Annotated in this window: 14 protein-coding genes and 1 pseudogene; 7 read left to right on the plus strand and 8 right to left on the minus strand. The window is 70.8% G+C overall.

Going from position 1 to position 16,870, the window contains the following annotated elements:
• From AC08OP_RS04285 to AC08OP_RS04310, 6 genes are all read right to left on the minus strand, one after another.
• Nucleotides 1-682 (minus strand): ABC transporter ATP-binding protein (locus tag AC08OP_RS04285; protein WP_476612995.1); only part of this gene is annotated, 682 nt, incomplete at its 3' end.
• Nucleotides 679-3,006: an ABC transporter permease gene (locus AC08OP_RS04290; protein WP_476612996.1), complete on the minus strand. Its 2,328-nt coding sequence runs from the start codon at nucleotides 3,004-3,006 to the stop codon at nucleotides 679-681. The genes AC08OP_RS04285 and AC08OP_RS04290, both read right to left, overlap by 4 nt.
• 120 nt (nucleotides 3,007-3,126) lie before the next feature.
• Nucleotides 3,127-3,627 (minus strand): transporter, encoded by a 501-nt coding sequence (locus tag AC08OP_RS04295; protein ID WP_476612997.1) that lies wholly within the window; start codon nucleotides 3,625-3,627, stop codon nucleotides 3,127-3,129.
• A gap of 404 nt (nucleotides 3,628-4,031) precedes the next feature.
• A complete protein-coding gene (locus AC08OP_RS04300; RefSeq protein WP_476612998.1) occupies nucleotides 4,032-5,036 on the minus strand; it encodes an NAD-dependent epimerase/dehydratase family protein in 1,005 nt (334 codons plus the stop codon).
• A gap of 8 nt (nucleotides 5,037-5,044) precedes the next feature.
• The gene (locus AC08OP_RS04305) at nucleotides 5,045-6,538 is read right to left on the minus strand and encodes a helix-turn-helix domain-containing protein (RefSeq protein WP_476612999.1); all 1,494 of its coding nucleotides are present in this window, start codon (nucleotides 6,536-6,538) and stop codon (nucleotides 5,045-5,047) included.
• 169 nt (nucleotides 6,539-6,707) lie between these two features.
• On the minus strand, nucleotides 6,708-6,902 hold the full coding sequence (locus tag AC08OP_RS04310; RefSeq protein ID WP_476596427.1) for a hypothetical protein: 195 nt from the start codon (nucleotides 6,900-6,902) through the stop codon (nucleotides 6,708-6,710).
• 403 nt (nucleotides 6,903-7,305) lie between these two features.
• Here AC08OP_RS04310 and AC08OP_RS04315 point away from each other — a divergent pair, with 403 nt between their 5' ends.
• Nucleotides 7,306-8,700 (plus strand): nicotinate phosphoribosyltransferase, encoded by a 1,395-nt coding sequence (locus tag AC08OP_RS04315; protein WP_476613000.1) that lies wholly within the window; start codon nucleotides 7,306-7,308, stop codon nucleotides 8,698-8,700.
• A 223-nt stretch (nucleotides 8,701-8,923) separates the two neighbouring features.
• The gene (locus AC08OP_RS04320; RefSeq protein ID WP_476594579.1) at nucleotides 8,924-9,613 is read left to right on the plus strand and encodes an NUDIX hydrolase; all 690 of its coding nucleotides are present in this window, start codon (nucleotides 8,924-8,926) and stop codon (nucleotides 9,611-9,613) included.
• Between the two features lie 86 nt (nucleotides 9,614-9,699).
• Here AC08OP_RS04320 and AC08OP_RS04325 read toward each other — a convergent pair.
• A pseudogene (locus AC08OP_RS04325) lies at nucleotides 9,700-11,214 on the minus strand (FAD-dependent oxidoreductase); the annotation flags it as partial.
• Nucleotides 11,214-13,523, minus strand: a complete 2,310-nt coding sequence (locus AC08OP_RS04330) for a molybdopterin oxidoreductase family protein (RefSeq protein ID WP_476613001.1) — start codon at nucleotides 13,521-13,523, stop codon at nucleotides 11,214-11,216. The pseudogene AC08OP_RS04325 and the gene AC08OP_RS04330, both read right to left, overlap by 1 nt.
• Before the next feature lie 231 nt (nucleotides 13,524-13,754).
• On the opposite strand from AC08OP_RS04330, the gene clpS reads away from it, so the two are divergent.
• The 5 genes from clpS (at nucleotide 13,755) to AC08OP_RS04355 (ending at nucleotide 16,772) form a co-directional block, all read left to right on the plus strand.
• A complete protein-coding gene (gene clpS, locus AC08OP_RS04335; protein ID WP_462187854.1) occupies nucleotides 13,755-14,045 on the plus strand; it encodes an ATP-dependent Clp protease adapter ClpS in 291 nt (96 codons plus the stop codon).
• Nucleotides 14,046-14,233: 188 nt separating this feature from the next.
• On the plus strand, nucleotides 14,234-14,770 hold the full coding sequence (locus AC08OP_RS04340; RefSeq protein ID WP_476613002.1) for a DUF2017 domain-containing protein: 537 nt from the start codon (nucleotides 14,234-14,236) through the stop codon (nucleotides 14,768-14,770).
• A gap of 51 nt (nucleotides 14,771-14,821) precedes the next feature.
• Nucleotides 14,822-15,226, plus strand: a complete 405-nt coding sequence (locus AC08OP_RS04345; protein WP_476613003.1) for a M67 family metallopeptidase — start codon at nucleotides 14,822-14,824, stop codon at nucleotides 15,224-15,226.
• A gap of 201 nt (nucleotides 15,227-15,427) precedes the next feature.
• A complete protein-coding gene (locus AC08OP_RS04350; RefSeq protein WP_476613004.1) occupies nucleotides 15,428-15,802 on the plus strand; it encodes a MoaD/ThiS family protein in 375 nt (124 codons plus the stop codon).
• Between the two features lie 22 nt (nucleotides 15,803-15,824).
• Entirely contained in the window at nucleotides 15,825-16,772 is a 948-nt protein-coding gene (locus AC08OP_RS04355; protein WP_462187858.1) for a PLP-dependent cysteine synthase family protein, read from the plus strand.
• The last annotated feature ends 98 nt before the right edge of the window (nucleotides 16,773-16,870 follow it).

Raw genomic sequence — 16,870 nt, forward strand, 5'->3', positions numbered from 1 at the left:
CCCGACCGCCGACCATGGCGTACACCTGGTCGGCGACGGAGAAGACCAGGTCGACGTCGTGGTCGACGATCAGGATGCCGACCCCGTCGTCGGCGGTCCGGCGCAGCAGCTGCGAGAACCTGGCAGTCTCGTCGTTGTCCAGGCCGCTGGCGGGCTCGTCGAGCAGCAGGATGTCCGGCTGGGCGCACAGCGCTCGCGCGAACTCGACCAGCCGCAGGGCACCGGTGGGCAGCGTGCCGGCGATGGTGTCCCGCAGGTCGGACAGGCCGAGAGAGCCGAGGGTCTCCTCGACGAGGCGGCTGACGTGTCCTCGGCCCTTGGACGCCACGCCCAGCAGGCCGCCGGCATAGTCTCGGTGCCGGTTCTCCGCGCCGACAAGCAGGTTGTCCGCGACCGTGAGGGTGGGGAAGAGCGAGGGAACCTGGAAGGTCTGCACCAGACCACGCCGGGACCGGATGTCTGGCCGCATTTTCGTGATGTCGCTCTTGTCGAGCAGGACCTTGCCCTCGTCGGGCTGCTCGACCCCGGTCAGCAGGCTGAACAGCGTCGACTTCCCGGCACCGTTCGGGCCGATAAGACCGGTGATCACGCCCTGGGGGGCGACGAGGTCGACGTGGTCGACCGCGGTCAGACCGCCGTAGCGGCGGACCAGGCCAACGGCCTGTAGCACGTGCCGACTCATACCCGGCCTCCGTCCCGCAGGGAGGTCGCCGCCGCGGGTCCCGAACCCCCCTGCTCGTGGCCCACGTGACCCGGTGAGGTGGGGTAGACGTCGGCGGGCAGGCCACCGCCCTCGCCGCGGGGCGCGGGGGTCACCAGCGGTGCGTCGCCCGACCGGGCCGCATACTCCTGCACCAGGGTCAGCAGGCTGGCCCCGAACGGGGTCGGCTGCGGCGAGCCCGGTGGCAGCGCGGGCGAGGAGCGGCCCGGGGGCCAGCTCGCGGATGGCCTGGGCCGGGCGGCTCCCAGGGGCGCGCCGATCCCGGAGATCCCGGAGATCCCGGAGATCCCGGTGACGCCGGTGATGCCAGTGGTCGCCGGCAGGTATCCGACGGCGGAGATGCGCACCGGCACCGGGCGCGGTGCCCGATGGTTGGGATCGACGAAGCCGTCCGCGAGGTGGAGGGCGAGCAGCCGCAACAGACCCCGGACGGCCGAGGCCAAGCCGCCGGGCATCCAGCCGAGGGCGAGGGCGAGGATGCCGATGGCGAGGATCGAGGACCCGGCCGGCGCCAGCACGTCGATCGTGACGATGAACGCCGCGGCGATGATCGCGCCGGCCGCGCTGTCGGCGCCGAAGACGACCACGGCGGTGAACCACAGCAAGCTCTGCAACGGTGCGAAGTCGTCGGCGGAGAACGAGTAGCTGCTGTGCACCAGCAGCGCACCACCCAGCCCGGCGACGACGGAGGAGACGGTGAAGGCCAGCAGCTTGAGGTTGCGGACGTCGACCCCCACCGCCGCCGCACCCTCCGCATGGTCACGCACGGCGAGCAGCGCCCGACCGAGCCGACCGCGATGCAGATTACCCACGAAGAACAGGCCGAGGCCCAGGCAGGCCAGTTCAAGGACGTAGAACGCCTCGTCGGGCAGCTCCCAGCCGAAGAACGTCAGCGGGTCGAGGTAGAGGCCGGTCGCGAAGGTCGGCTGCTCGAAGACGAAACGGCTGACCACGGCGCCGACCGCGAAGGTGGTCAGCGCCAGGGTGAGGCCGCGGCGGCGGATCGCCGGGTAGCCGGTGATCAGACCGATCGGGGCGACGAGCAGGGCACCGATGAATATCGACGCGACGCCCGGCAGCTTCGGCAGTCCGAACAGGTCACCGTTGGCGAGCTTGAGTGACAGCAGCGCCCCGAGGCCCGCGTATCCGGCCGAGCCCAGGGAGAGCTGGCCGCTGTAGCCGGTGACGATGACCATCGACAGGAAGATGAGGGCGAGCGCCGGCACCATGAACGCCGAACGCAGATCGGACGGGGCGAAGGTGAGCGGTGCGAGCAGCAGCGCGGCACCGCCGAGCTTGCCCAGGAAGTCACGGCGGGCCTTGGTCTGGCTGGCCGGGCCCGCCGGCGGTGCGCCGCGACTGGAGAAGCTGGCGGTGGTCCCGGAGTCGCCGGTGCCGAGCTCGCGCAGCTTCGGCACCGCGAGCAGCAGGACCAGCAGGGCGACGATGAACAGGTTCGACTGCAGGACGGTGAGGATCTGGCCCGCATCACCGTCGAGGGTGAACTGCTTGAGTTCGCTCTGCAGGACGGCAATGCCCAGGGCAGTGAGGACGGCCACCGGCATGCTCGACAGCCGGGCCGCCACCACCACCGCGAAGGTCTCCAGCACCAGCAGGGTCAGCCCGTACGGGGTGAGTTGGAAGCGGGGGGCGAGCAGGATGCCGGTGAGGCCGGCGAGCGTAGTCCCCGCCGCCCAGCCGGCCGCGGCGACCCGGTCCGCGCGAACACCGGACAGCTCGGCGAGCTGCCGGTCGTCGACAACCGCGCGGATCTGGCGGCCGAACACCGTGCGGGTGGCGATGACGCCGATGACCGCGCAGAACACCACGACCATCGCGAGCTCGGCCAGCGCGTCGACACCGATCCGGGTGTCACCGAACAGCTTCACCGACGAGTTCGGGAAGATGCTCGGTGCGTCGCTACGCGAGCCCAGACCCCAGATGCCCGCCGTCATCCCGAGGGTGAGGACCAGCACGCCGAGGCTGGCAACCAGGGATTCGGCTGCCGATGCGCGGCGACGGGCCAGCGGCCGGAAGACCAGCCGCTCCAGCAGCAGGCCGATCCCGGGAGACAGCACGGCGAGCGCGATGACGGCGGCCAGCCAGATCGGCAGCCCCCACTCGACCACCATCTCGCGGAAGACGTACGCCACCAGCGTGGCGATGCCGCCCTGGGCCAGGTTGAGGACCCCGTTGGTACGGTAGGTGACCAGCAGGCCGATCCCGGACAGGGCGGCGATCGCCCCGAGGGAGATCCCCGCCAGTCCCAGGTCGATGCTGGTCACCGGGCACTCCCTGGGAGCCTGCCGCCGCCGGCCGTCCGGTCGCCGCCGTCCGCCGGGTCACATGTGATCACGGAACTGCTCGCCTTCCGCGCCGTGGCATCGTGGGAAACGCAGGCTCTGTCAGGCGCGCTGGCCGGGTGTGGTGGCGTTCGTAGCGGGTGCCTGGCCGCCCCCGGGGTCCGTCGCGGCGAAGCGCGAGTTCTGCTGGTGCGTGGCTGTTGTCTGCTGGTACGAGCCTGTCTGCTGGTACGAGCCCTGGGGGCGGGTGGCCGGCTGACCGGCCTCGGGTGCGGCACCCGCGACCGCCGCCGCGATGATCAGTGAGTGAAGGTCGTCGACCTGGCCGGCGGTGTGGGCCTGGGCGGCCTGAGCGGCGTCGAAGCGGTCGGCCACCAGCAGCGCACTTCCTACCAGGATGAGTGCCAGCCCCCCGAAACCGCCGGAGACCACGTAGGGTAGTTGGAAAGCGACGTCCGTCTCCTTGGAGACGCCCAGGTAGCAGCCGAGCAGAAGTACGCCGCCGGCGGCCATCACCACCCATCCGCGCAGCGCGCGGACCACGTCGACTACCAGGCGCGATGTGGGCCGCGGGTTATCGGTCCCAGCGGTCTGCTCGTCCACTTTCGTCTCCCCCAAGGAGCATGTCGTCGGTCGTGCGGGCGGCGCGGTCGTGCGGGCGGCGCCCGCGCGTGGAGCCCGCCCCCGAGATGATCCGGGTCACGACAGACGTCAGATTAGTGTGCGGAGATGAACAGGTGCTCCGTCGGGTGGCCTGCGGCTGTTCCCGGCGAGCTCCGGCGGCACGGGAAGCTCCGTCGCATTAGGTATACGAGGATAGGCCGGCCGATGGAAGGCTTTGCGAAGTATGCCTTCCTGCAACCAGACTGCTACTTTATGTTGGCTGGCGGGTGGCCCTCGGGCCAGGAGAAAGAGCCGGGAGGGATGCCCGCCGGAGCCTGCCGCACCGCGGGCCACCGCGGGGCCGGTGTGGGCCACCGCGGGGCCGGTGTGGGCCCCGCGGGGTCTCAGGTGATGCTCGGAGCGATCCGCTGGCGTGGCGGCAGGGCGGCGGCCCCGGCCGGTGTCGGCCCCCGGCCCCAGCGCCACACGTCGGCGACGATGCGGTCGATGCTCGACGCCGGAGAACTCCAGCCGAGATCGGCGCGGATCCGGGTGCTGTCACCGATCAGCGTCTTCGGTTCGGAGACCGGCGGACAGTGGACGCGGCGGACCGGGCGCCCAGAGACCCGGCCGACCGCGGCGAGCACGTCAGTGACACTCACCCCGACGCCGCTGCCCACGTTGAACACCGCGCAGTGCCCGGGGCGCGCGGCGACCAGCGCCGTCAGGTAGGCCGTTGCCATGTCCACGACGTGGACGTACTCCCGCAGCGCGAGGCCGTCCCCATTGACCCGGAACACATCCCGGCACCCGCTCGCCACGGCGATCGCCGCCGGGATGATCCGGCTGCCGTCGCGGTCGATGTGTCCCGCGACGGCACCCGCGACGTTGAAGGAACGTAGGATCACCGCGCCGAGCAGCCCGGTGCCGGCCTGGTGGGACAGCAGCCGCTCGGCGGCGAACTTGGAGGTTCCGTAGGGGTTCACCGGGTCGGGTGGGCAGGTCTCCGGGATCCGCGCGAGGTCGACGTTGCCGTAGACCGCGCAGGTGGATCCGAAGACGAACGCGGGTGCGACTCCGGTGTGCTCGGCGCCCTCCTCCAAGGCAGCCAGCAGGTTGATGGTGCCGGTCAGGTTCGTCTGGAAGTAGCGCACGGGATCCAGCCGCGACTCCCGCACCCGGGTCAGGGCCGCGAGATGGCATACTCCCTCGAATCCTCGGCTGACCCCCGCCGCGGCCAGCTGGCGGGGATCGAGCAGGTCCGCGGCCACCACCTCGATATCGGGGGCGAACCGCGGCGTGGTCATCGGCTCGCGGACCATCGCCGTAACCTGGTGCCCGGCGGTGGCGAGCATGTCCGTGACCACTCCGCCGATGAAGCCGGCCGCGCCGGTGACAAGGACGCGCATGTCCGGGATCAGGATGCGGCCCGCACGCGCATCCCGAGGAGGATCTCCCGGTGGCGCCAGGCGAGTTCCAGGCAGGCGGCGGCCGACGGGGCGATGGGCTCGGTGTCGACGAGACGGCGCAGCGCCGAGTGGGTGAACGGGATGCCCTCGGTCACCGACCGGTTCGGACCCGCGGTGACGACTGATCCCTCGGCATTGGTCTGGACCATGCTGCCGAACAGCCGGTCGAAGGCGTCGGCGTCCACCACGACGACGGTGAGGATCTCGCCGAACAGGGTGAGCGCGTCCAGCCCGATCCCGAAGTACGACACCCGCATGGCGCCAGACCGACGCGCCTGCTCGAACGAACGGAACGGCTCGTCGGTGTCATAGTCGATCGGGCTGGACGAGCTGCCGTCGTGCTCCGGGTTGCCCAGCAGCTCCTCGCTCAGCTCACGCATGATGTTGCGCCACAGGTCGAAGTCGGCCTCATGGTGGAACGGGGTGATGCCCGACGGCTGGAAGACCCCGGCCGGGATGACGTGGTACACCCCGCCCGCGGTCGCGACCGAGCCCGCGCTGCGCCGGTGCAGGAAGAAGCTCGCCTGACCGCCGCGATCGTGGCGGATCGTGAGCGTGTTGATGGACGGCAGGGCCGCCCGCCGGGTGAAGTCGAACGGATCTCCGATGCGCGCCCGGAAGGGCAGCGCGGGCCAGGACAGTCCGCTGCCGGCCATCGCGGCCGCCGTCTCGTGTGCGACGGTCTCGCAGATGTCAACGGCGTCGAAGTACGTCGTGTGGGCGAAGCTCAGCGACGGATGGTTGTCCGTCGACGGTCCCGCGGTCCCGTCACCGCCGATATCGAGCAGGCGGAAGCTGAGCCGGTTCTCGAACAGAGTCGGCCGGTCGAGATCCCGCATCGCCCGCGTGTAGCGCTGGTAGCGGTTCTGCTGACCGCCTCCACCAAGCAGGGGCCGGCTACCGGCCGTCTCGGGTTCGTCCCCCCTGATCGTGGGGGCCTCGGCGCTATCGTGCCACTCAAGGGTGACATCGTCGATGTCCACCGGGGTGTCCCACACCCAGCCGGGCCGGGCCAGTAGCCCGCTGCCGAGCCGGTCGGTTTCCGGGTAGAGCCGCACCGCCGCGCGGGCGAGGCTGATCCGATGGTGGTTGAGATGATCGCGGGTGAGCCGCCACGCGCGTTGGCTCGCGGCGGCCTGCTCGGCCGCCGGACTGCGCGGCGCAGTCTCCCGGCGACGGTCCGTCATTGATCCCGGAGCCAGGCCGACGTCCTCGGGGGACAGCGCCAGATTGCGGGCGATGTGACGGAGCGTCGAGATGTCGTGGATAGCCCGCCGGCCGCTCTCCACCTTGGATACGTAGGACTGGTCGAAGCCCAGACGGTCGGCGAGCTGCTGCTGCGTGAGGCCGTGGGCCTGCCGGTACGCGCGTAGGAGTTGGCCCACACCAACGCTGGTGGGAGTAGAACGCGGCGGCGTCCATAGCCAAGTGTGACCGGTCACCCGCAACCCTCTCGTCCGACAATCGTGTTACGCGAAGTGAGCATAACGAGCCGGGCATCTAGGGGTGCAGTGACATAATTCGAACATCTCGTGTGGGTGTAATTTTGCGGCTTCCAGCAACATCCCTGGTGCCATGTGTTATGCGAGGGTGTTCCCGTCGAATGTATGTTCATTGGTTGGGAAGTCCGTCCGCGAGGTCGAGAACGATCACAACGATGATCAGGAGGAGTATCCAGCGGAAGAAGCCGATACGACTCCAGACCTCGCGCGCGATGCTCCGGCCCGCCCGGCCGCCAAGCACCAGCAGTGCGAACAGCGCCCCGCCGACAGTGACGAGGAAGATCCCGGCATTGCTGTGGTCCACGGTCAAGACGATCGCACGCCGACCCCGGGGATCCCCGGGGGTCCCCGGAGAGCGTTTCTGTTCGGGTTGCGACCGAAGGTGACTGACCGTTCTCGCAGTCATCCTCCCCGTGCTCGCCGTCGGGCCGGTCGGGGTTGCGCTGATCGGCCTGGTACTGATCGGCCTAGTGCTGATCAGCGTGGTCACGTCGAGGCTCTCCCGTGTGCTACTGAAGGTCGATGGAACGTGTAGTGTAGGCCGTGTGGGAATCGACGCTTACCCACTGTCGGGCCAACGTGCACTGTCGGGCCGACGTGCACTGTCAGGCCAACGTGCCCAGGCGGGATGAAGTCACTCCCTTTCCCTGCCCGCCAAATCGCCGGTCGGCGCGCATCGGAGCGTGTTCGTCCCTACCGTGTTCCGGATGTCGACGGCACTCCTGACCGATCACTATGAGTTGACCATGTTGCGCGCGGCGCTCCGGTCCGGCGCGGCGGATCGTCGTGTGGTCTTCGAAGTCTTCACCCGATCATTGCCGCCGGGTCGCCGTTTTGGTGTGTTCGCTGGCACCGGCCGGCTGCTCGATGCGCTGGCGGACTTCCGGTTCGGGCCGCCCGAGCTAGCCGCTCTGTGGGCCGCCGATGTCATCGACGAGGTCACGGCACAGTGGCTGGCGGACTACCGCTTCGGCGGCGACATCCATGGCTTCGCCGAGGGCGAACCGTTTTTCGCCGAGACGCCAGTGCTCGCCGTCGAGGGCACCTTCGCTGAGACCGTGCTGCTCGAGACACTCGTGCTCGCCATCCTCAACCACGACAGCGCGATCGCGGCCGCGGGGGCCCGGATGGTCGGGGCGGCCGGGGACCGGCCCTGTCTCGAGATGGGATCCCGGCGCACCCATGAGGCCGCCGCCGTGGCCGCCGCCCGCGCGGCCTACCTCGTGGGTTTCGCAGCCACGTCGAACCTGGAGGCCGCCCGAGCGTACGAGGTCCCCAGCGTCGGTACCAGTGCGCACGCCTTCACACTCGTCCATCCGAGTGAGGCCGAGGCGTTCGCCGCGCAGGTCGCCACCCTCGGTGTCGGCACGACGCTGCTCGTCGACACGTACGACGTCCCCGCGGGGGTCGCCGCCGCCGTCGCGACGGCGGGCACCGAGCTCGGGGCTGTCCGGATCGACAGCGGGGACCTGGGTCGGGTCGCCGGCGCCGTCCGCGCGCAGCTCGACAGCCTCGGTGCGACCAGAACACGGATCATCGCGACCGGGGATCTGGACGAGCACGCCATAGCCCGGTTGGGCGATGCCCCGGTGGACGGCTACGGTGTCGGTACCAGCCTGGTCACCGGTGCGGGTGCGCCCACCGCGGGGTTCGTCTACAAGCTGGTCGAGGTCGACGGCGAACCCGTGGCGAAGAGGTCGGTCGGCAAGAGCACCCGTGGGGGGCGCAAGCGGGTCATCCGCCGCCATGACCTCAACGGCCGTGCCGTCGCTGATGTCATCTTTCCGAGCCCGCCGGGCTCGCCGCCGGCCCCGGACTGCTTGTCCGCGCCGTCCGCGCCGTCCGGTCCGGAGGTGGGTCCCTCTGGCTCCGGGGACGCGCTCCCCGCGTCGCTGCGACCGCCCGGCCCGGCCCGGGACCGGGACCTGTTGCGTCCGCTGGTGAAGGCCGGTGAGCCGGTCGGTGGCCTGACCGGGCCGGCCGGCACCCGGCGCGCTCGCGAGCACCATCGTCTGGCCCTCGCGGCCCTTCCCCCCACCGCCCGGGAGGTGGGCTACGGCCCGCCGTGCCTGCCCGTCGTCCACGCGGAGGGCCGTCCCTGAGCCGTCCCGGCCGTCCCTGAGCCGTCCCGGCCGTCCCTGAGCCGTCCCGGGCCGTCGGGCGGCGTCGCCCGCTGAGGTGCCGCTTTCGGCGGGAGGTCGAGGAGGGACCCGTGTGCGTCGGCGCGGGGATGGCCAGACTGGAGGGGTGGCGCCCGCCTCTCCACCGAACCGGATCCGCGGTCCGTTGGACGGCGAGGGCGGGCGGCATGACGGTGACGCCGTTATGCCGCCCGCCCTCGCCGTCAGCGTGGACGTGGTTCTGCTGACCCTGCGCGCCGGTCGGCTCTGCGTCCTGGTCATCCGCCGGGACGATCCCTCGTTCGGCGGATGCTGGGCGCTGCCCGGTGGTTTCGTCGACCGCGACGAGGATCTCGACGCCTCGGCCCTGCGGCAGCTCGCGGCCGAGACGGGCGTCACGACGACCGGTCACCTCGAGCAGCTGCGGACCTACGGCGGCGCGCACCGCGACCCGCGTGTTCGGGTGGTCAGCGTGGCCTACCTGGCCCTGCTGCCGAACCTCCCGCAGCCGCCGCCCGGCCGGGACGGACCGCGGGCCCGCTGGTGGCCGGTGGAGGACCTGGACTCGACCGACGGCCCGACGCTGGCCTTCGACCATCCGCGGATAGTGGTGGACGGCGTGGAGCGGGCCCGGGCCAAGCTGGAGTACACTCCGCTGGCCGCCGCTTTCTGCGAGGACCAGTTCACCTTGGCCGACCTGCGCCGCGTCTACGAGGCCGCGTGGGGCGTCGCGTTGGACCCGCCGAACTTCCGCCGCAAGGTGCTGTCCACGCCGGGATTCGTCGTGCCGCTGGGCCAGCGCACCTCCCCGCGCGGTGGCGGTCGGCCCGCCGAGCTGTATCGGCGTGGCTCGGCGACCGCGCTGCACCCGCCGCTGCTGCGCCGGTCCGTCTGAGGACATTCCTCCAGGCCAGTCGCGCAGTTGTCGCCCGCCGCGGCCGGGGGGTCCGGGTCGGCCGCGGCCAGCCACTCGACGATGCCCGCGACGGCGTCCCGGCAGGTGCCGCATCCAGTGGTCGCCCGGGTACCGGTGACGATCGCCGGCAGGTCACGTGCCCCGTCCAACCAGCAGCGGGTGATCCCGCCCTTGGTCACGTTGTTGCACCGGCAGATGGTGACCCGGTCGGGCAGGGTCGCCGGACTGTCGGTGACGGTGACCTCGGTCCGGGCCGGGAACAGCAGGCTGCGCCGGTCGGTCGGCACCGGAGCCTGCCGGTCGAACAACTGCGCCACGGTCCCCACCGTCGGGTTGTCACCGAGCATGATCGCGCCCACCAGCCGGTCCCCGCGGATCACCAGCTTCTTGAAGGTGCCCCGGGTGACATCGACGAACTGCAGCACCTCGGCGTCCTCGTCGAACTCGTCCACGTCGACCTCGCCCATGGTGGCGAGATCCACTCCCGGCGCCTTGAGCCTGGTCACGGGCCGGGCGCCGCTGTAGCGCGCGGCGGGGTCGGCGCCGGTGACAAGGTCAGCCACCACCCGGACCTGGTCCCACGCCGGCGCCACCAGCCCCTGCACCGTCCCGTCGTGCTGCGCGCAGTCACCGACCGCGAACACGGCCGGATCGGCGGGGGAGCGCATCTGATCGTCCACCACGATCCCGGCTTCGACCGGCAGGCCGGCCGCCGCGGCGAGGCCGGTCACCGCCACGACGCCGGTCGAGACCACCAGCAGATCGGCGTCGAGCACCTCGTCGCCGGCCAACTCCACCCCGGTGAGCCGCTCGTCGCCATGGATCCGGACGACCCTGGCCTCGAGCCGGGACCGCACCCCGAGTCCGGCCAGCGTCCGGGCCAGCACCTGTCCGGCCCGCCGGTCGAGCTGGCGGTTCATCAGGTGACCCGGGGCGTGCAGGACCGTCGTGTCCAGACCGCGGCGGACCAGGCCGCGGGCCGCCTCCAGGCCGAGCAGGCCGCCGCCGAGCACCACCGCGCGGGTGGCCCGTTCGGCCTGGGTGAGGATGCGCCGGCAGTCGTCGAGGGTGCGGAACGCCGCCACTCCGGGTAGCAGCGTCCCATCCGGTCGGGTCAGTCCTTCGATCGGTGGCAGCCACGCCCGGCTCCCGGTGGCGAGGATGAGTACGTCGTAGGCGACGACGCTGCCGTCGCCGGCCGTGACGGTGCGACGCGTACGGTCGATGTGGTGTGCTACCACGCCGACCCGGACGTCGACCAAGGCGCGCGGGGGCGTGTCGCCACCGCGGTGGCCGCCGCCACCGCTGTGGCCGGACGTCGCATGGTCGACCAGGGTGATGTCGGCCAGATCCGCCTTTCCCGACAGGACGTTCGACAGCAGGATGCGGTTGTAGGCGGGATGCGGTTCCTCCCCGAACACGGTGATGATCAGGTTGGGGTCTCGGGAACGAAGCTCACTGATCATCCGGGAGCCCGCCATCCCATGCCCCACGATGACTATGCGGCGCGGCCCGGAGGCCCCTGTGAAGTCCGACGCGGGTGCGGAGTCGTGCATCATGGTTCGGGGTCTTGCGGTCATCACCGTTGGTGCCTTCCGCTCGGTTGGCTGCGGCCCGTCGACATGGCTCGGACGGGTTCGGCAGCCCCGACCGTTGCGGTGGGGACGGACCCGGTGGCATGCCGATCGTCGCCCGGATGGCCGATCGGGTCGTCGTCCGGGTCGTCGAGCGGCTCGACCGCGACCGCGCACACCTTGAACTCGGGCATCCGGGACGTCGGGTCGAGCGCGTCGTTGGTCAGAGAGTTCGCCCGTCCGGCCCCGGCCCAATGGAAGGGCAGGAAGACGGTGTCGAATCGGAGGGTGTCGGTCAGCCTCGCCGGCACCTCGCAGGTGCCTCGTCGGCTCGTGACCCGCACCGGCGCCCCCTCAGCGATCCCGAGCCGTTCGGCGAGGTCGGGATGGATCTCGAGGAAGGGTTCCGGCGCGGCGTCGACGAGGGGTCCGATCCGGCGGGTCTGCGCACCGCTCTGGTAGTGGGCCAGCACGCGTCCGGTGGTCAGGTAGTAGGGGTACTCGGGGTTGATGTCCTCCGCCACCGGACGGTGCTCGACCGGCACGAGCCGAGCCCGTCCGTCCGGGGTGGCGAAGCGGTCCAGGAACATCCGGGGGGTGCCCGGGTGCGTCTCGTCCGGGCAGGGCCAGAACACCCCGTCCAATGCGGTGATCCGCTCGTAGCTGATGCCCGCGTAGTCGGCGATCCCCCCGGCGCTGGCCCGGCGCAGCTCGTCGAAGACCACCCGTGGTTCGTCGGGGAAGCGCTCGGCGTGGCCGAGTCGGGCGGCGAGCGCCGCGATGATCTCCAGGTCGGTGCGTACCCCCGCCGGAGGAGGCCGCAGCCGTTCCCGCCGCAGTACCCGACCCTCCAGGTTGGTCATCGTCCCCTCCTCCTCCGCCCACTGGGCGGTCGGCAGGACGACGTCGGCCATGGCCGCCGTCTCGCTGAGCACGAAGTCGGCGACGACGAGCAGGTCCAGGGCGGCCAGCCGCGAGGTGATCCGACGGGCCCGGGGGGCGGAGACGGCGATGTTGCTGCCGAGGATGAGGAGCGCCCTCGGCCCCTGCGGCGTGCCGAGCGCGTCCAGCATCTCGTAGGCGCTGCGGCCCGGACCGGGGATGGTCGTCGGGTCGACGCCCCAGATCCGACCGATGTGCTCCCGGGCCACCGGATCGGTGATCTTGCGGTAGCCGGGAAGCTGGTCGGCCTTCTGCCCGTGTTCCCGGCCGCCTTGCCCGTTGCCCTGGCCGGTGAGACAGCCGTAGCCCGACCCGGGGGTGCCGGGCAGCCCCAGTAGGAGGGCGAGGTTGATGAGCGCCGTGACGGTGTCGGTGCCCTTGCTGTGTTGTTCGGCACCGCGGGCGCTGAGCACCATCGCCCGTTCGGCCTGGGTGAGCAGGCCCACGGCAGCGTACTGGTCTGCTACCGGCACTCCGGTGATGCGCTCCACCCGTTCGGGCCAGTAGGAGGCGAGTACTGCTCGCAACTCGGCGAGGCCCGTCGTCCGAGCGGCGAGGAAGTCGTGGTTGGCGTACCCCTCCGTTAGGGCGATGTGGGCCAGCCCGTTGGCCAGGGCCAGGTCAGTTCCCGGGGTGATCTGCAGATGCAGGGCCGCGGCGCGGGCGGTGGCTGTCAGCCGCGGGTCGACAACCACGAGCGCCCCGCCGTTCTCCCGCTGGCGGGTCAGGTACTGCATGAACGGGGGCATGGTCTCGGCCGCGTTGCCGCCGACCATGAGGACGGCCCCGGCGTGCGCGATGTCCTCCAATGGGAAGGGGAGGCCCCGGTCCAGCCCGAACGAGCGGATGCCCGCGGCGGCCGCGGACGACATGCAGAACCGGCCGTTGTAGTCGATCGCGGAGCTGCGCAGCGCCACCCGCGCGAACTTGCCCAGGGTGTAGGCCTTCTCGTTGGTCAACCCGCCGCCGCCGAAGACGCCGACCGCGTCCGGGCCGTGTTCACGCTGGAGGCGGATGATCCCCGCAGTGATGCGGTCGAGCGCCTGCTCCCAGCTCACCGGCTCGAGGGGGGCGTCGCGTCGTGGCCGCATCAGCGGGGTGGTGAGCCGGTCCGCGGCGGTCAGCAGTTCGGCGGAGGTCCACCCCTTCTGGCACATCCGGCCCCGGTTGGTGGGGAACTCGCGGGTGAGCACGGTAACCGGCCCCGGAGACCTTCCGCCTGCTGGTTCCGGGCCGCCGTCCTTTCCGGTGCTCTCCGGGGTGGCGCTCTCCGGGGTGGCGCGCAGCACCATTCCGCACTGCAGGGCGCAGTATGGGCAGTGTGTCGCCACCTCGGCAAGGGGCGCGGCCGGCACCGGCATGGTCGTGGTCACGCACCGAGCGTACGGCGAGGGGGTGTCTCGGCCGGGTCGGAGCCGTTTCGCGGCGGCAAAGTGGTTCTCATCCTGGCCGTCTCCCCGATGTGCGGTCGCGGCCCCGACGATGCCACCCCGCGGCACTCGGTCGTCTCCCGGAGTTGGGCCGCCTTCTGAGAGGTGATGGCCGGCCACGGCACACGACCCGTCGAGGAGAACTGTCGCGGGAATGGCGTAACAATAGGCAGCGTGTCTGTCGCCGCCGTGTCGCCTCTCGATGTCGAGGAAGTTGACGAGACCCTCGATGACGATCGGCCGTGGGTCACCATTGTCTGGAACGACCCGATCAATCTGATGTCATACGTGACGTATGTCTTCCAGAAGCTCTTCGGCTACAGCAAGCCGAAGGCCACCGAACTGATGCTCGACGTCCATCACAAGGGGCGGGCTTCGGTGGCCGTCGGCACCAGGGAGGAGATGGAGGCCAACGCCGAGCGCCTGCACGCCTACGGCCTGTGGGCCACGATCGCCCAGGACTGACCCGACCAGTAACCCGACCGGCGGGGTGTCCCGGCCCGGCCGGTCGGCCTCGGCCGCCCGGAGCAGCCCATGCGGCATGCCCTGGGTAGGCTGGCTGCGTCCGTGGTCGGACGGTTCAGACGGTCATGTGGGGCGGTCGTCCCGGGCGCACCGTCGCCGGGAGCGTGGGAGTGGGGGAACGGAGGGACGTGGCTGACGGCTTCCGCCGCACGCGTGCCGGGATCGAGCTGCGCCTTCCCCGGCTCGAGGCGGCGTTGCTGATCGAGCTTGTCGGCCAGATCGAGTCCCTGCTCGAACCGCCGCCGGTCGAGGATCCGCTGGAGGCGCTGGTGGGGCTGCGTGACACCGCGCCGCCGCCGCCGGACGACCCGGCGATCGCTCGTCTGCTTCCCGACCCCTACCCGGACGATCCGATGGCCTCCGGGGACTTCCGCCGCCGCCGGACGGACGATCTGCTCGCCCGCAAGCGCGACGCCGCTCGGCGGGTGCTGTCCGCTGTGCCAGCGCCCGGGAGGGTGCTCCTGCTCGACGAGGAGGCCGCTCAGGACTGGCTGACGACGCTGAACGACCTCCGGTTGGTGCTGGGAACCCGGCTTGGCCTCACCAACGATGACTCCACCGCGGAACTTGAACACCTCGACCCGGACGATTCCCGCCGACCGCTCGTCGCGGTCTACGCGTTCCTGACCGAGCTGCTCGACGATCTGACCCGAGCTCTGGGGTAGTCGCGGGCGAGATCGGCCCGGACCGCCCCTTCGGCGTCGTACGGTAGGCTCGTGCTGCGAATCGACCGTGCCTGCTATGAGGCGATCGTCGCCCATGCCCGCCGTGATCATCCCGACGAGGCCTGTGGTATCGTCGCCGGTCCCCTGGGGTCGGACCGTCCGGAGCGGTTCATCCCGATGGAGAACGCGGAGCGCTCGCCGACCTTCTACCGCTTCGATCCAATGGAGCAGCTCAAGGTGTGGCGGGAGATGGACGACCGGGACGAGGAGCCCGTCGTCATCTACCACTCGCACACCGCAACCGAGGCGTACCCGTCCAGAACCGACGTGTCCCTCGCGGCCGAGCCGGGCGCGCACTACGTGCTGGCCTCCACCCGGGAGCCGGGCGTGACCGAGTTCCGATCTTACCGGATCGTCGACGGCGTGGTCACCGAGGAGCCGGTGGAAATCGTCTGAGACGGCCTGGCGTTGCAGATGACGCGGCGACGGACACGGTTCGGGAAGGGACACGGTCCGGGAAGATGGTGACTGCGGAGCCTTGGCACCTACGACTCGTCCGCTTGTCCGCCTGAGGTAGAACCCGCTGACGTGACACCCCCGCCCATCCGGGCGGCGCCACCGCCGGACCCGGCCGGTGGCACCCGCGAAAGGAGCACCATGGCAGTCCAGGTCCGTGTGCCGACGATCCTGCGTACCTACACGGGAGGTTCGAAGCTGGTCGAAGGCACGGGCGACACGGTCGCCGCGCTCTTCCTCGATCTCGATTCCCAGTATGCCGGGCTGCGGGGCCGGCTGGTGACCGGTGACAACGGTTCCGAGCTGCACCGCTTTGTCAACATCTACGTCAACGACGAGGACGTTCGTTTCCTCGGGGGTCTCGACGCCAAGCTCAGCGACGGCGACGAGGTCACCATTCTTCCTGCCGTCGCCGGCGGCTCCGTCGACGCCGGGGAGTTTCCGGGCAGCGCCGAAGTTCCGGGCAGTGAGGCGCCGGCCGTGGTGTCGCCTGGCATGTCGCCCGGGCAGCACTGACGCGAGCGACGGGTCCCGACTCATGCGTTTCTCCTCCCTGGCCGACTCCGTCGGCCGGACCCCGCTGGTCGGGCTTCCGCGACTGTCGCCGTCGCCGGATGCCCGGCTGTGGGCGAAGCTGGAACAGGACAACCCGACCGGTTCGATCAAGGATCGGGCGGCGCTGTGGATGATCGCCGACGGCGAGAAGCGCGGTCTGCTCACTCCGGGCGCGACCGTGCTCGAACCGACGTCCGGTAATACCGGGATCTCGCTGGCCATGGCCTGTCGTCAGCGGGGCTACCGGCTGATCTGTGTGATGCCGGAGAACACCTCGATCGAGCGCCGTCAGCTCCTGCAGATGTGGGGCGCCGAGATCAGGTTCTCGCCCGCAGCCGGCGGATCGAACGAGGCGGTCGCCGTCGCGAAGCGGCTGGCCGCCGAGAACCCCGACTGGGTGATGCTCTACCAGTATGGCAATCCGGCGAACGCCCAGGCGCACTATGAGACGACCGGGCCGGAGATTCTCGAGGACCTGCCCGAGATCACGCACTTCGTGGCGGGCCTCGGCACGACCGGAACCCTCATGGGGACCGGCCGTTACCTCAAGGAACGGGTGCCGGACATCTCGATCGTCGCGGCCGAACCGCGCTACGGCGAGCTGGTGTACGGGCTGCGCAACATCGACGAGGGGTTCGTTCCCGAACTGTACGACCCGTCGGTGCTCACCTCGCGATACTCGGTCGGTCCGCGGGAAGCGCTGCGTCGTACCCGCGAGCTGGTGCAAGAGGAGGGCATTTTCGCCGGGATCTCCACCGGGGCCATCCTGCACGCGGCGCTCGCGCAGGCCGAGCGGGTGGTAAAGGAGGGCAAGTCGGCCGATATAGTCCTGATCGTCTGTGACGGTGGCTGGAAGTATCTGTCCACTGGCGCCTACGCCGGCACCCTCGAAGAAGCCGAGGCCGCCCTGGAAGGGCAGCTGTGGGCCTAGCCCCGCATGGCGGCTTCGCCGCAATGCGGGGGCCCCTGGCGTAGGGCGCCGTTCGGGGTTTCCGTCAGCTCGCCTTCGGCGAGCTTCCTGGGGGAGCC

This window comes from Frankia sp. CeRuru1 (assembly GCF_977966315.1).

Excerpts from the sequence above, each read along its gene's own strand:
- AC08OP_RS04320 (WP_476594579.1), top strand. The coding sequence starts at position 8,924 with ATGCCGCCCGCCCTCGCCGTCAGCGTGGACGTGGTTCTGCTGACCCTG.
- AC08OP_RS04350 (WP_476613004.1), top strand. The coding sequence starts at position 15,428 with ATGGCAGTCCAGGTCCGTGTGCCGACGATCCTGCGTACCTACACGGGA.
- AC08OP_RS04355 (WP_462187858.1), top strand. The coding sequence starts at position 15,825 with ATGCGTTTCTCCTCCCTGGCCGACTCCGTCGGCCGGACCCCGCTGGTC.
- AC08OP_RS04300 (WP_476612998.1), bottom strand. The coding sequence starts at position 5,036 with ATGCGCGTCCTTGTCACCGGCGCGGCCGGCTTCATCGGCGGAGTGGTC.
- AC08OP_RS04315 (WP_476613000.1), top strand. The coding sequence starts at position 7,306 with ATGTCGACGGCACTCCTGACCGATCACTATGAGTTGACCATGTTGCGC.